This window comes from Bradyrhizobium sp. CCBAU 11386 (assembly GCF_028128955.1).
In the GTDB taxonomy this organism is placed as follows: domain Bacteria; phylum Pseudomonadota; class Alphaproteobacteria; order Rhizobiales; family Xanthobacteraceae; genus Bradyrhizobium.
Genome location: NZ_LBKA01000002.1, coordinates 108046 through 123165 on the forward strand (window position 1 = coordinate 108046; position 15120 = coordinate 123165).

The 15120-nt window shown below is 62.0% G+C and carries 9 protein-coding genes; 6 read left to right on the forward strand and 3 right to left on the reverse strand.

The features are described from left to right. Positions 1-11: 11 nt before the first annotated feature. The 3 genes from XI09_RS00720 to XI09_RS00730 are packed head-to-tail and all read right to left on the reverse strand — an operon-like array spanning position 12 to position 3703. Entirely contained in the window at positions 12-941 is a 930-nt protein-coding gene (locus XI09_RS00720; RefSeq protein WP_271565236.1) for a branched-chain amino acid ABC transporter permease, read from the reverse strand. 9 nt (positions 942-950) lie between these two features. Beyond that, on the reverse strand, positions 951-1736 hold the full coding sequence (locus XI09_RS00725; RefSeq protein ID WP_271565237.1) for an ABC transporter ATP-binding protein: 786 nt from the start codon (positions 1734-1736) through the stop codon (positions 951-953). Further along, on the reverse strand, positions 1733-3703 hold the full coding sequence (locus XI09_RS00730; RefSeq protein ID WP_271565238.1) for an AMP-dependent synthetase/ligase: 1971 nt from the start codon (positions 3701-3703) through the stop codon (positions 1733-1735). Before XI09_RS00730 ends, XI09_RS00725 begins: the two co-directional genes overlap by 4 nt. A 1102-nt stretch (positions 3704-4805) precedes the next feature. On the opposite strand from XI09_RS00730, the gene XI09_RS00735 reads away from it, so the two are divergent. The 6 genes from XI09_RS00735 to XI09_RS00760 all read left to right on the forward strand — a co-directional run bounded on the left by XI09_RS00735 (position 4806) and on the right by XI09_RS00760 (position 15115). Further along, positions 4806-5456 (forward strand): response regulator, encoded by a 651-nt coding sequence (locus XI09_RS00735; RefSeq protein WP_271565239.1) that lies wholly within the window; start codon positions 4806-4808, stop codon positions 5454-5456. A gap of 57 nt (positions 5457-5513) precedes the next feature. After that, positions 5514-7283, forward strand: a complete 1770-nt coding sequence (locus XI09_RS00740; RefSeq protein WP_271565240.1) for a hybrid sensor histidine kinase/response regulator — start codon at positions 5514-5516, stop codon at positions 7281-7283. Positions 7284-7777: 494 nt separating this feature from the next. Further along, positions 7778-8509 carry a sulfite exporter TauE/SafE family protein gene (locus XI09_RS00745; RefSeq protein WP_271565241.1) on the forward strand — a complete coding sequence of 244 codons (732 nt, stop codon included), beginning with the start codon at positions 7778-7780 and terminating at the stop codon, positions 8507-8509. A gap of 205 nt (positions 8510-8714) precedes the next feature. Next, positions 8715-9983 carry an NHLP bacteriocin system secretion protein gene (locus XI09_RS00750; protein ID WP_271565242.1) on the forward strand — a complete coding sequence of 423 codons (1269 nt, stop codon included), beginning with the start codon at positions 8715-8717 and terminating at the stop codon, positions 9981-9983. Positions 9984-9995: 12 nt separating this feature from the next. Then, the gene (locus XI09_RS00755; RefSeq protein WP_271565243.1) at positions 9996-12212 is read left to right on the forward strand and encodes an NHLP family bacteriocin export ABC transporter peptidase/permease/ATPase subunit; all 2217 of its coding nucleotides are present in this window, start codon (positions 9996-9998) and stop codon (positions 12210-12212) included. Continuing rightward, complete coding sequence (locus tag XI09_RS00760) at positions 12209-15115, forward strand: NHLP bacteriocin export ABC transporter permease/ATPase subunit (RefSeq protein WP_271565244.1); 2907 nt, start codon at positions 12209-12211, stop codon at positions 15113-15115. The genes XI09_RS00755 and XI09_RS00760 overlap by 4 nt, the downstream gene beginning before the upstream one ends. Positions 15116-15120: the final 5 nt, after the last annotated feature.

A 15120-nucleotide genomic window follows, 5' to 3' on the forward strand; every position in this document is an offset into this window, starting at 1 on the left:
AACTCCTCGTCTCAGATACGTTCGATGATCCGTTCGCCGAACAGACCCTGCGGCCGCACAAGTAGCACCGCCAACGCAAGCACGTAGGCAAACCAATATTCGATGCCGCCACCGATGGACGGCCCCAAGAACACCTCGGCGATCTTCTCGCCCGCCCCCACAATGAGCCCGCCGACGATGGCTCCCGGAATGGAGGTAAGGCCCCCAATGATCAGAACCGGCAGAGCCTTCAGCGCGAGAAAGGTGATGGAGAACTGCACGCCCAGCTTGGTACCCCACACGGTCGCCGCGACCAACGCAACGAGACCGGCAACAAACCAGACCACGAACCAGATCCAGCTGATTGGAATCCCGACTGAATGGGCGGCCAAGTGGTCGTCGGCCACCGCCCTGAGTGCACGACCGGTCTTGGTACGCTGAAAGAAGATCGCGAGGCTGGCGACCAGAATGCCTGCGATCAAGGCACCCCAGACATCCAGCTTGTTGATCAAAAGTCCACCGGGGAAGAGACTCTCAAACACAAACCATGCGTCCGTCGGAAATAGCCGCAACGGGTAAACATCCGACCCGAAGATCATCTCCGCTGCGCCCTCGAGTACGAATGTCACGCCAATCGTGGCCATGAACAGCGTGAGGGCGTCTTGGTTGACAAGAGGTCCGATCACGAACCGCTCGATCAGCCAAGCCGTTGCCGCCATGATCACGACGGCAAAACCGATGCCGAGGATGATTGCAGCCCAGAACGGAAAGCCGTTGGCGATCAGGAGATCGAGGACGCGAACCAGCGCTAGCCCCGCGAGCAATACCATTGCACCCTGGGCAAAATTGAAGACACCGGATGCCTTGAAGATCAGTACGAAGCCGAGCGCGACCAGCGAATACAGCACGCCGGACATCAGTCCGCCGATCAGGACTTCGAGAAATTGACCCAATGCGATCACGAACGTTCCTCAGTGTGCAACGCCAAGATAGGCGTCGATGACGGCTTGGTTTTTCTTCACCTCGTCCGGCGTGCCGTCGGCGATCTTTACGCCATGATCGAGCACCGCCACGCGATGCGAGAGATCCATAACCACGGCCATGTCGTGCTCGATCAGCGCGATCGTTGTGCCGTAGTGATTGTTCACGTCGATGATGAACCGGGACATGTCCTCCTTCTCTTCGAGGTTCATGCCTGCCATCGGCTCGTCGAGGAGAAGAAGATCGGGCTCCATCGCAAGTGCTCGCCCAAGTTCGACGCGCTTCTGCAGGCCGTATGGCAAACGGGCAACCGGCACCTTGCGGATCGCCTCGATTTCCAGAAAATCGATGATCTCCTCGACCCGGTGCCGATGCTCGACCTCCTCTGCCAGCGCAGGGCCGTAACGTAGCATCTGCCACAAAAGGCCCCGGCGCACCTTCAAGGTGCGGCCGGCCATAATGTTGTCGAGCGCGCTCATTCCCCTGAACAGGGCGACGTTCTGAAAGGTGCGCGCGATTCCGCCGCGCGCCGCCTCGAAAGGCTGCATTCTGGCCCGAGTGCGCCCCTTGAAGGTGATGGCGCCATGATCGGGATGATAGAAACCGTTGATGACGTTGAGCATCGAGGTTTTGCCGGCGCCGTTGGGGCCGATGATGGCGCGAATTTCGCCCTTTCTGATGTTGAACGAGACGTCCCTCAGCGCTCTGATTCCACCGAAGGTCAGCGCTACGCCGTCGACCTGAAGTAAAATTTCGGTTGTGTCCGGCGCTCTCATGCTGCCTTCCCCAGAGATTCCTCCGAACCAACTGCTTGCATATCGCGGATCCTGACCCGTGCCGCCACCGTGCCCTTGCGGCCATCCTCAAAGGTGACCTCAGTGGAAATGTTGGCTTCATGTGAGCCGTTGTAGAGCGCCGTGAGCAGTGGCGCATAGCGCTCGGCAATGAACGGGCGGCGTACCTTCTGCGTGCGGGTCAATTCGCCGTCGTCCGCGTCGAGCTCCTTGTGCAAAATGAGAAAGCGGCGGATCTGAGCGCCCGCCAGCACCGTTTCATTGGCAAGAGAGCGGTTCGCCTCTGCGACATCTTTCGCCACCAGATCGTAGATGAGGGGATTCCCGGCAAGCTCCTGATAGGAGGCGTAGGCGACGTTGTTACGTTCCGCCCAATTCGCCACAGCGACCGGGTCGATATTGAGCATCGCGCAAACGAACTCTTTGGAGTCACCGAAAGTGATCGCTTCCTTGATGTTGGGAAAAAACTTCAGCTTGTTCTCGAGATATTTCGGCGCAAACATTGTGCCGTCAGCCAGCCGACCGACATCTTTCGCGCGATCGATGATCTTTAGATGTCCAGTCTTCTCGTCGAGGAAACCTGCATCGCCGGTCTTGATGTAACCGTCGGTCGTCATGGTTTCCGCGGTCTTCGCTTGATCCTTGAAATATCCGACGAACATTCCGGGAGAGCGGAACTGCACTTCGCCCGATTCCGTAATGCGGATGTCGACATTCGGCGCTGCTGGCCCAACCGTATCGGAGTAGATATCACCGTCAGGCTGGCACGTCACATAGAGGAACGCTTCGGTCTGACCATAGAGTTGCTTCAGGTTCAATCCGATCGAGCGGTAAAACGCGAAAAGGTCGGGACCGATGGCCTCACCGGCAGTGTAGGCGATGCGCACGCGTGATAGGCCCAGAACGTTCTTGAGTGGATCGTAGACAAGCAAGCGACCGAGCGCATAAAGCAGCCGGCCGGTCGGCGGCACCGGTTTTCCGGTCAAAATCGCCTCGCCATACCGCCGCGCAATGCCGAGAAAGTAGTTGAACATCCGCCGCTTGACGGGCGCGGCGTCCTCCATGCGGATCATCACCCGCGTCAGCATGGCTTCGAAGCCGCGCGGCGGGGCGAAGTAGAAGGTCGGTCCGATCTCGCGCCGATCCTGCTCGATTGTTTCGCCGCTCTCGGGACACGCCGTGCAGAATCCCGCGACAAGGCCTTGCACATAGTTGAGGTAATGATCGCCGACCCAGGCTAACGGCAGATAGGCGAACACCACGTCGTCCTCGGTCAGTCTGTCGAACCTCGTGGTATCCGTCGCGGCATCAATGCAGCCTCGCGCCGACAGCACGACACCCTTCGACGCGCCGGTCGTTCCCGAGGTGTAGAGGATGATTGCGATGTCAGAACCGTCACCCTGCCGGACGAATTCATCGATCTGTCCGCCAAGCGCGGCGTGGGCCGCAAGCGCTGCGCGGCCGTCTTCGATGACATCGTGGATTGCGACCAATCGGCCGTGATCGTAGTCGTCAAGGCCGCGCGCCTCGTCATAGACGATCTTGTCGAGATGCGGCACTCGGGCGAATACAGACAAGACCTTATCGACCTGTTCCTGATCTTGCGCGGCGACAAACTTCACCTCGGCGTGAGCGAGAACAAAAGCAAGCTCGTCAGCCACTGCATCCGAGTAAACCGGAACGGGAATCGCGCGCAGCGCCTGCGCTGCCATGATGGTCCAGTAGAGCTTCGGCCGATTGGAACCTACGACCGCGATCTTGTCTCCTGGCTGCAGTCCAAGTCGATTCAAGCCAGCGGCATAAGACCGCACGATCTCGGCAACCTGAGCCCAGGTCCACGTTTGCCAGATGCCAAGGTCCTTGTGCCGAAACGCCGGACGCGTGCCGAACCTCTCGGCATTTCGCAGAAGCAATTTGGGGAACGTATCAAACGGTCCGCCAATGGCCATGTCGGTCTCGCTCCAACAAACCGGCGCGTTGGTTCGCGCCTGCTTATGGTGATGCTGCGTCCATTTTTTTGGAAGCAGCCATGCGAATTCCGCAGTTCCACATTACAACGGATCGAAAGTCCTACAAGTCCCAGTCGTTGGCAGGCCGGACTGCTCTGGACGGCACGCGCGATCGGAGCACGACTGGGCTGGTTGCCAATGTCCGATGCGTTTCTGACAACCAAACCTGAGCGCTTCTATGCTGCGGTGCGAAAGAGGTCGCCCAAAAGCGCTCCATTCCAACAGAAGGCAAGCCTATTGTTCTTTTCAATGCAGGGCATACGATACATTTGTCGGAATGAGCATTGATTACCCGCTGAAATCATACGCCTCTTAATCAGCGGATCCCAGGTTCGAGCCCTGGTGCGCCCACCATCCCAAGGCCCTGCTGATGCAGGGCTTTCTCATTCCAGACACCAGAACAGACCGTATCTCGCGCGACGCTTAAGCGGTCGGACCTCGCGCGGCGAGCCTGTTGCGCGATTTTTCCTTTGTTCTTGTATCTTCACCCGTTCGATACAGCGCGCAGCCGCGATGATACAGGCGAATTACCTGCTCGTCGTAGAATAGGATATCGGGGCGAGCAAAACGGACAGTCTGCCCCCATGACGCGAAGGGCGCCGCGGTCCGGATGGAAGCGGACGCACAGACCTCAGCCCGCACGTTGCGCTGGCGCGCAGCCCTAGCGCAATCGTGGCGGCCAGCGTCACAGCCATTGCCGTCATGGCGCATTGTCGGGCCCTTGTGCTGCGAAGATGCAGCGCCGCTACTTCGTCGCGTAATCCGGCGACCACGCCTCGCACAGCGCGCACAACCGGAGGTGGTCACGAGCCCGCTCTTGGAAAGCCGGAACGCGAGCGGCGGCCAAAGAGATTCAAATCCGACGGTGAATCGACCGGGATCAGCGTCCACTGCCGCCAGCCGTGCAACACGGCAACGGCACGACCACCGCAAAATTGCCTAGGCGACCACATCCGGCAAATGGATTTGTGGATCCCAATCCTTGATTGGAGTTGATTGATACCCTAATACCGTTGCTGACGGGCAACACAGGTGCGGACCGGTGCGGACGATCATTGCTGACGATCACGCGATTATGCGGGAAGGTCTGAAGCAGCTTCTGTCGACCGTGGACGGGCTTATTGTCAGCGGAGAAGCGGCGGACGCAGAGGCTGTTCATCGGCTGCTGAACGAAAACTCCGCCGATCTTCTCGTCCTCGATCTCGGCATGCCCGGTGTGAGCGGCTTTCAATTCATAGCTCACCTGAGAACCACTTGGCCGGCGCTACGGGTTCTTGTCCTGACCGCCAATGTCGAGCCGCGTTCGGTTCGGGCGGCTTTTTCCGCGGGCGCGAGCGGCTATTTGACCAAGAGCGGCGATCCGTCCGAACTCATCGCTGCGATCGATGCCATCAGGAAAGGCAACTCCTATGTGGCGCAGGAGGTTCGCTTTGCGGTGGACCACCATGACGGACCGAGCGAAATCCCGGAGCCCTCGGCAGCGATCATATCTCCGGTCACACTGACAAGGCGCGAGCGGCAAATCCTGGCGATGATCCCTCACGGCGCCACCAACCGCGACATCGCCAACCGTCTCGGCATTAGCCTGCTTACTGCCCGGAAACATCGCGAGAATCTTATGCGGAAGCTCGATCTGCACAGTGGTGCGGAATTGACGGCTTACGCGGTTCGTCTCGGCCTTCCAGCAGGGTAGCGCAACGGCAATTCGCAAACGAAGCCGCCGCGCTTGCCGGCGCGCGGAGAGGTTTCGATGCAAGAAGATAAGATACGCGCCGCGCTCGTAGAGCTCCTGTATCGCAATTCCTATGGAGTAGTGGCTTCCAACGTCCTCATCTCCCTGGCGGCGGCATACGTACTGAGGAGCACCGTACCGGCGAACTGGTTGGTCGGATGGCTCGGTGCGCTGTATCTGCTCACCGCCATACGCGTCCTGGCCGCGCGCCGGTTCTTCAGCCGGAATCGAGAACCAGCGTCTGTGTTGCGATGGGCGTGGCTCGCGGCCGCGTTTTCCTGCGTGTCGGGACTGCTGTGGGGAATGCTCGGCTGGGTTGGGTTCGTTCCCGAACAGCCCGTTGCTTTTTTATTCACCATTGTTGCCTTGACCGGTCTGGTCTGCGGCACAGTTCCGTCGCTCTCGGCCTTTCCGCCGGCTCTGGTCGGCTCGATCATCGCAACGGTGCTGCCGGTCATGGTGCGCGCCTTTATCAATGGAGGTGATACCTCCGGCGCCTATCTCGCCCTGCTTACGGGACTTGTGACCATCAACCTCTATTATTGCCGCACAACGCACCGCATGCTGCGTGAGACCATCAGGTTGCGTCTGGAAAATGTCGAGCTGGTCGGCCACCTCGAGGAAGAACGCGACCGCGCGCAGGCCGCCGATCGTGCGAAAACGCGTTTCCTTGCGGCCGCCAGTCACGACCTGCGCCAGCCGATCCATGCCTTGAGCCTGCTGATCGCCACGCTCGCGACGCTGGGTCAACGCGGCGCCGTCCAATCCGGCGATGCGCGTGATCTGGCCGGCAGGGCAAAATCCATCGTCGGCAACCTCAGCGCCCTCCTGAATGGGCTGCTCGACATCTCCCGGCTTGATGCCGGCGTCGTCACTGTTGCGCGGGAGACGGTGAATCTCTCTCAACTTTTCGACCAGCTCGGCAACGAGTTCGCTTCGGTGGCGAAGGAGCGCGGCCTTGATTGGCGTGTTGTTGAAAGCCGCCTCCAGGTGGACAGCGATCCCATGATGCTGAAACGGGTGTTGGGCAATCTGCTGTCGAACGCCTTTCGCTATACGATATCCGGCGGCGTTCTGCTTGGCTGCCGCAGGCGCGGCGCGTCGGTGGAAATCCAGGTATGGGATACCGGCCCCGGCATCCCGGCGGATCAGCAAGCAATGATCTTCGAGGAATTCGTGCAATTGCAGAACCCGGCGAGAGATCGCACGCAAGGTCTCGGCCTTGGCCTCGCCATCGTTCGCCGCACCGCCCTACTGCTGCAGCATCCGCTGAAGCTGGTCTCCGTCACAGGGCGCGGCTCGATGTTTTCCATTACGGTTCCGCAAGCTAGTGCCGTGGAAACTCTTGCGCCGGCCAACAGGGCATCGCCGGCAGGCATCGCGGTCAACATCATGGTCGTGGAAGACGAGGGCGATGTTCTCGATGTCATGGTGCAGTTGCTTACGCTGCAGGGGCATCGCGTTTATGCCGGCCGGTCCGCCGCCGAGGTGCAACAGATACATGCAGCAGCGGTCGCGGCCGGCGATGCACCGGTCGATCTGATCATCGCCGACTACCGCCTCGGAGATGGCGCGACGGGCCTGGAGGCGATCGAGGCTCTTTGCGCCCATATCGGCCGCTCCGTCCCTGCCCTGATCGTGACCGGCGATACCTCGCCCTCGCGCATCAAGGAAGCCACCGCCAGCGGTCATCGTATTCTGCACAAGCCGATCTCCGGCGAGGAATTGCACGAAGCGATCGTTGTCGCCTCTGTTGACGGCAAGGAATCCGTCGATAGTGGTTGCTAGAGGGATGGGTCGCTGCCGCCATCGGCGATCACCCGGCCACGGTTGAGATCGTGTCCCGGCGCTGATCTTCCACGGCGCTGTCACCCGCGGTGGCGCTGCCCCTTTCGGCATTAGCCGCCTTGCCGACGACGAAATACGACATCTGCCGTATCGCTCGCCAATGCGCCCGACGGTATCTATTGCCCGAACTGAACGCGCTTGAACGGCAGCGTGCAAGAAAGTCATTTGGATATGGCATTTACCAGTAGATCTCGCGCTTGGCGACCATCGTCGCCTCTCAAGGCGTGGACAATCGCCGTCCTGGTCGGCTTCGGCATTTTGCACCTCGTCGCAGGATTCATGCTGGATCACGCGCCGAGCATCCGACCCATCGAAACGGCAGCAATCGCGATCGACCGCGACTAGGTCGATTGGCTGGGGTCACCTGCGTGAGTTCGGACGCCCCGTGCTGTCCGGCTATTGACTGCGATCACCATTCTCCAGGAAGCGATGCCATGTCGGACATAGCGGTGTATTTGGTGCTAAGTGGGGCGGTTTTTGCGGGTGCGTTCGTTTCCGGCCTTTCCGGGTTTGCGTTCTCGGCGGTCGCCGGCGCTATCCTGCTACACGTGTTTCCGCCTATAGAAGCTGTGCCATTGATGATGGCTTGCAGCATCACCGTACAAGCGGCCAATCTGTTTGCACTACGCAAGAGCATGCAATGGAAAACCAGCCTGGTTTTCATCGCTGGTGGACTATTAGGCATTCCGATCGCGATCTATCTCCTGCAGAACGTGGATACAGGCATCTTCAGGCTGGGCTTTGGAACGCTCGTATCGCTTTACGCGGCATATGCCTTGGTGCGGCCGACGGCTGCCTACTTGCGTCAGATGGAGAGCCAGAGCAGGAACGCGCTGGTAGGGTTTGGTGGCGGGCTGGTCGGCGGGCTGACCGCGATGCCCGGCGCACTTCCTGCGATCTGGTGCGACATCCATGGTCTCCCAAAAACGCAGCAGCGCGGCGTGGTTCAACCCTACATCGGGGTGATGCAACTTTTTGCCCTCGCTCTCATGCTTTCGCACCACAGCCTCTCGTTAAAGGTCTTGATCGACTTTGGCATTTCTCTGCCCGCCTTAGCTGCGGGAACGGCTGCAGGTATCGTCCTGTTCGGTCGGATCAACGAAACAGCCTTCAAACGTATCATCCTTGGCTTGTTGCTGTTTTCTGGACTTTGCCTTGTGATCTAGAAGGGGCCCTCGTGGAAAGGCGTGCGTGGTTTCTGCGTGCGCGCCGGCCCGGTCCGGGGCTTACGCTTTTGATCCAATCGTGTCGTGGAAAGCGTGCGGTCAAAACTTTACCCGTGCTGGCAGCCAATATCGGCTTGAAAAAGCGAAAGCGTTCCGGCCAAATCGACCCCGGTCGAGGACGGTTCGGTGTTTTGCGGGGGGCTGCATGAAACGGGGCACGGAGCGAATCTTTCGTAAAGCGGCCATCGAGCGGCTTTCGAATCCCGAGCAGCTCGACCATGTTGTCGGCGTTACGCGCCCGTTTGACTGGATGGCCGCTGCGACACTGGCGCTCGGTCTTGCCGTGCTATTGGCCTGGAGCGTGCTGGGCCGCATTCCAACGCGCGTATCCGGCGATGGCATTTTGCTAAGCAGTGGCGGTCGCCTGGTCGACGCCGTGTCCGCCGTCAGTGGCAAGCTGGCCTCGCTCGATGTCGGCATCGGCGATGCCGTCCGCCGCGATCAGGTGATCGCTCACGTCGCGCAGACCGAGACCGAGCAGCGGCTTCAGCAGGCGAGGGATGTCCTGCGCGAGCGCGAACGCGAGCATGCCGAGCTCACCGGTGCGATTTCGCGGGAGATCGATGCCAAGCTTGCCAACTATGCGGCGCAGGAGGCAGGTCTGGCCAACGTGATCGCGGCTGCCGAGAAGCGGACCGCTTATCTCACGGACGAGGTGGCCAAGCTCGAGCCCGCCGCAGCGAGCGGAATTGTCACGCGCAAATACCTCGAGGACCGCCGCGTCGAACTCAATAACGCGCGGGAACGCATCACCGACGCACGCAATGACGGTCTCAAGCTCAACGCGCAGCGGCTGGATCTGCAGAGCCAGCGTGAGCGCGAGCGCATGCTGTCGGAATTCAAGGTCAATGATTCCAGGCGGGCGGTGGCGCAGCTTGCGGCCGAGCTGGAACGAGGATCGCAAATTCTCAGCCCCGCTGACGGGCGTGTCGTCGAGCTCAAGGTCTCCAGCGGCGCGGTGCTTGTCATGGGTACGCCGGTGATCGAAATCGAGATCGCGGGGCAGGTCCTGGAGGCGACCGTCTACATGCCGCCGGACCGCGGCAAGACCATCAGGCCGGGCATGGAAGTTCGTGTCGAGCCGGTCACGATCAAGCGGGAGGAATACGGCGCGATCGTCGGTAAGGTGGTTGCGGTTTCGGATTTCCCGGTAACGCCCCAGGGCATGCTGGCCGACCTGCACAACGACGCGCTGGTCAAGCGCTTCACCGGGGATGGCGCGCCTTATGCGGCCAAGGTAGCCCTGGAGCGCGATCCGTCGACCTTCAGCCTGTATCGCTGGACCTCCGGCAAGGGGCCGCCGATCCTGCTCTCGAGCGGGACGCTGACCCGCGCCGAGGTCACGACGCGCGAGCAGCGGCCGATCGATCTGGTGATCCCGCTGACGAAGCGGCTGACCGGAATTGGCGGTTAGGATCGCCAGCGCATGACCGCGTCATCGCACCCGACCGACGACTATCGAGGTTTGCTCGATCGCCTTGCTAACCGAATCAGGCGCATGCGGCGGCGTTGGGTCACGCCGACGGTGTTCCAGATGGAAGCGCTGGAATGCGGTGCGGCCTCGCTCGCGATGGTCCTGGCCTATCACGGTCTCTGGGTGCCGCTGGAAAAGCTGCGCGAAGCATGCGGCGTGTCCCGGGACGGCAGCAAGGCCAGCAACGTGCTGAAGGCCGCGCGGCAGTTCGGACTGACGGCAAAGGGGTTCAGGAAAGAGCCGGCAACGCTGCATGAGCTGCCGATGCCATCGATCATCCACTGGAACTTCAACCATTTCGTGGTGCTCGAAAGGCTGGATGCGGATTGCGCCTATGTCAACGACCCCTCCGTTGGGCGTCGCAAGGTCGGCCATGATGAGTTCGATGCGTCCTTCACCGGCGTCGTCCTGGCGATGGAGCCAGGACCCGAGTTCAAGCCGGGCGGGCGCGAGCCCGATTTTTTTCCGCTGCTGAGGCGGCGACTGTCGAATTCGCTGGGGGCGGTGCTGCTGCTGGTCGCGCTCAGCATGGCGCTCGTGGTCCCCACCATACTGGTTCCGACCTTCGCGAAAATCTTCGTCGATGACGTCCTGATCAAGCATGTCGAGGGCTGGTTCACGCCCTTGCTGATCGGCATGGCGATGACGGCCCTGGCGCGGGCGCTGATGACGGCGTTTCAACAGTCGCTGCTCCTGCGCATCCAGACCAAGCTGACGGTGACGATGGTCAGCCAGTTGCTATGGCACGTCCTGACCCTTCCGATGGAGTTCTTCACCCAGCGGCACTCGGGTGACCTCGCCAGCCGCATCGCTGCCAGCGAACAGATTGCGCAACTGCTTTCGAACGGGGTGGCTACCAATGCCCTGAACCTGATCTCGGTCGTCTTCATCGCCGTCACGATGGCGTTCTACGATGGTCTCCTGGCGACGATCAGCATCGCCATGGCTCTCCTCAACGTCCTCGTCGTCAGGCTGATCGCGCGCCAGCGCGAGGATCTCAACCGCAAGCTGACCATCGAACGGGCCAAGCTCAATGGAAGCACCATCGAGATCATTCGCACGATCGAGACGATCAAGGCCGGAGGTCTGGAGGACGACGCCTTCGCGCGCTGGGCCGGATTTCAGGCCAAGGTCCTGAACGCCGAGCGTGATCTCGGCGTCTACGCCAGCTTCCTCGACACCTGTCCGATCTTCCTGACCGGGTTGACCGTCGCGATCGTGTTGGGCGTGGGTGGCTTGCGGATCGTCGACGGCGCATTGACCATCGGTGGCCTTGTCGCCTTGCAGGCCCTGCTCACCAGCTTGGTCGAGCCGATCAACGCGCTCGTGCAGCAGACCACGGCCTTCCTGGCCATCAAGGGCAATCTGTTCCGGATCGAAGACGTCTTCAACTATCCCGCCCGTCCCCTGGTGCCGATCGAGCGTGCGCCCGCACGCATGCCCGCAAAGCTGTCGGGCCGGGTCGAGTTGAAGGACGTTTCATTCGGCTATTCGGCGCTCGAGCCGGCGCTGATCGAGGATTTCTCGCTGGTCGTCGAGCCCGGTTGCCGGGTGGCCCTGGTCGGCGCATCGGGCAGCGGCAAATCCACCGTTGGACGGCTGGTCAGCGGCCTCTACCGGCCGTGGTCCGGCGACATCCGCATTGACGGCTGGTCGATGACCGAGATTCCCCAGGAGATATTCACCAATTCGGTCGCCTATATCGATCAGGAGATCCTGCTGTTCGAGGGGACAGCCCGCAACAACCTCACGCTCTGGGACGACACCGTGGCCGAGGCCAGCGTGTCGCGGGCGCTCAAGGATGCGCTGATCCATGAAGATGTCGCCGTCCGCGCCGGCAATTACGATTGCCACGTGGCCGAGGATGGCAGGAATTTCAGCGGCGGCCAGCGACAGCGGCTCGAGATCGCGCGCGCGCTGGCGAGCAATCCTTCCGTGGTCGTCCTCGACGAGGCCACCTCGGCGCTGGATCCGATCGTCGAAAAGGCGATCGACGACAATCTCCGGCGCAGGGGCTGCACCTGCATCATCGTCGCCCACCGGCTCAGCACGATACGCGACTGTGACGAGATCCTCGTGATGAGCAACGGGCGGATCGTGCAGCGGGGGACGCATCAGGAGCTGCTCGCCGAGGGTGGTGAATATGTCCAGCTGGTGTCGAGCGAATGAGCAGCGCGTACCAGCCTCCCTCCCTCGAAACGCCGCCCTGGCGCGAAGGCGCGGCGCTAGGCCCGGTCGCACTCGAGAGCCATCAGCCTTTGCCGATCAATGATCTCGATCTCGTGCTGCGCGTCGTGCGCGGCTATGTCGACCTGTTTGCAGTCAGGCAGAGCGCCGGCGGCGAGCCGAGCCGTCGGCATCATTTGTTTCGGGTCGAGCAAGGCGCGGTCGTTTTCGGCATGCCCGCTATCCGCGATGGCAACGGGAATTCGATGGCCGTGATTGCGGTCGGCGGTCTCGAGACCGAAATCGTGATCGATCATCGCAGCGGTCTTGCGGATCGGGACGCGATCGACGCCTGGACTGCGCTTGTGTCGGGAGTCATCGCGGCGTCTCCTCAAGGAGCGGTCGTGCAGCAGGCCGCGATCGGCTCGCGATACGCACTGGCATCCGGCGACATTCTCCGGCTGTCCGGCCGGCAGGTCGGCTGGATCGGGATTGAGCATGGGACCATCGGCGTGATGGAGATGCCGGAGATCCATGGCTCCGGGGAGAGTCCCTCGCCGATGTCGCCGGGAACCTGGGTCGTCGCTCGCGAGGACGCGACGCTGGTGGTGCGCGAGAGCACCGCATTCCCGCTTCCCGAGATATGGGCCGCGCTTGATCGCTTCCATGGACGCGTCATGGAAAGCCTGTGTCGCAGGATCGATGAGGACACCCTCGCGGAGGCCGACCGCCTGCGCCTGCGCTCCGGCCTCAACCGGCAGCGCAGGACCGGCATTGTCAGCCGTCTTGCCGGCATCATCACAGCCGGGCCCGAAGCATCGCAGCCCGGCGCGGACGGTGCCGGCCGTCTGCTGGCCGCCTGTCGGGAGGTCGGAGCAGCCATGGGCCTTTCGCTCCAGGCGCCGGCCAATATGGCGTTCGACAATGATGATCTTACGCGTGCCGTGAGGATCGCAGCGGCGTCGCGGGTGCGAATACGGCGCCTGTTGCTGCGCGCGGACTGGCAGACCAACAGTGCCGGTCCGTTCGTCGCGTTCCTTGGCGAAGACCGGCGGGCCGTCGCGATCCTTCCCAAGGCAGGCGGCCGCCACATCATCGTCGACCCCGGCGCCGGCACGCGCCGTGAATTGACGCGGGCAATCGCCGCCGAACTGGCTCCCGAGGCGGTGATGTTCTATCGCCCGCTGCCGTCGCGGGCCCTGACGGTTCGTGATCTCCTGAAGTTCGGCGCCGCGACGGTCCGGGGCGATGTCCTGCGGATCATGCTGGCGGCCCTGTGCCTCGGCCTTCTCGCGCTGGCTACGCCCCTGGTCACCAAGCTGCTGATCGATTCCGTGCTCCCGCGCGCGGAAGTCGACCAGCTCCTGATCTGCGCCATCGCGCTCGTTGTCGTGACGCTGGTGGCCGGCGGATTCCAGGTGATGCAGGGCATCGCCATGCTCCGGCTCGAGAGCCGGCTGGACTTTGTCTTGCAGGCGGCGATTGTCGACCGCCTGCTGCGGATGCCGACCGCTTTCTTCCGCAACTTCTCCGTCGGCGACCTCGCGGACCGCACGCTTGGTGTCGAAGCCGTCCGCACGATCGTCACCGGCCGCGCCATTCGCGGAGTTCTGGCGCTTGTGTCCTGCGGTTTCAGTTTTGCCGTGATGTTCGCCCTCGACGTCAGACTGGGCCTGTTGGCCGCGGCGCTGGCCGTGCTGCGCGTCGCAATGGTGGTCGCGATCAGCCTGGTCCGGCTGTCGGAGGAGCGCGAGAGCCTTTATCTTCAGGGATGGCTGGAGGGGCTGGTTCTGCAGCTCCTCACCGGCGTCGGAAAACTGCGGATTGCGAACGCGACCATGCAGGCGCTCTCGATCTGGGTCGAGCGCTTTTCCAGGCAGAAGCGCCATTTCATCGCGTCGCAGCGTGCGGCAAACCTCCAGAAGAGCCTCGATGCGGCGTTTCCTGCGCTGGCGACGCTGCTCATCTTCGCCCTGGCCCAGACCACGTCCGGCGCGAGGCCGGTGCACGAACTCGGTACGTTCCTGGCATTCTATGCGGCGTTCGGTCTGTCGCTCGCCGCGGTCGGCGAGTGGGCGCTGGCGATCGGAGAGCTGCTGGTCGCAATCCCGAGGATCGAGCGGATCAAGCCGATCATCTCGACGGCGGCCGAAATCGGCGACGAGCGGAAGTCGGTCGGCGAGATCAGCAGCTCGATCGAGTTTGCCAACGTGTCGTTCCGCTATGGCGAGAGCGGGCCGCTGATCCTCGACGATGTCAGCCTCAGTGTCAGGACAGGAGAATATCTCGCCATTGTCGGCCCGTCGGGGAGCGGCAAATCGACACTCTTCCGATTGCTTCTCGGGTTCGAGAAGCCGGAATCCGGTGTGATCTTTGTCGGCGGCAAGTCGCTCGAGACGATCGACGTCGGCTTGTTGCGCCGCGACGTCGGTGTCGTGCTGCAGAACTCCAGGCTCGCCTCCGGCAGCGTCTATGAAAACATCTGCGGCGCAGCCCGTCTGTCGATCGACAAGGCATGGGAGATCGCACGGCTGGCAGGATTGGACCGTGATCTCGAGGCCATGCCCATGGGCATGCAGACCCTCGTCGCAGAGGGCGTCAACACGCTTTCGGGTGGCCAGCGCCAGCGATTGCTGATCGCGCGGGCGCTGGCGCATCGGCCGCGGCTCCTGCTGATGGATGAGGCCACCAGTGCGCTCGACAACCGGTCCCAGGCCATCGTCAGCGATTCGATATCAAGGCTCAACCTGACGCGTATCGTCATCGCGCACCGGCTCAGCACCGTTCGGTCGGCGGACCGGATTGTCGTGATGGGCGGCGGCAAGATCGTGCAGACCGGCAGCTTCGCCGAGTTGATGGCGCAGCCAGGCCTGTTTGCGGATTTCGCGGAACGTCAACTGATCTAGGGGTC

Coding starts and splice junctions, on each gene's coding strand:
- XI09_RS00745 (WP_271565241.1), top strand. CDS start 7,778: ATGTCGGACATAGCGGTGTATTTGGTGCTAAGTGGGGCGGTTTTTGCG.
- XI09_RS00760 (WP_271565244.1), top strand. CDS start 12,209: ATGAGCAGCGCGTACCAGCCTCCCTCCCTCGAAACGCCGCCCTGGCGC.
- XI09_RS00755 (WP_271565243.1), top strand. CDS start 9,996: ATGACCGCGTCATCGCACCCGACCGACGACTATCGAGGTTTGCTCGAT.
- XI09_RS00740 (WP_271565240.1), top strand. CDS start 5,514: ATGCAAGAAGATAAGATACGCGCCGCGCTCGTAGAGCTCCTGTATCGC.
- XI09_RS00730 (WP_271565238.1), bottom strand. CDS start 3,703: ATGGCCATTGGCGGACCGTTTGATACGTTCCCCAAATTGCTTCTGCGA.
- XI09_RS00750 (WP_271565242.1), top strand. CDS start 8,715: ATGAAACGGGGCACGGAGCGAATCTTTCGTAAAGCGGCCATCGAGCGG.
- XI09_RS00725 (WP_271565237.1), bottom strand. CDS start 1,736: ATGAGAGCGCCGGACACAACCGAAATTTTACTTCAGGTCGACGGCGTA.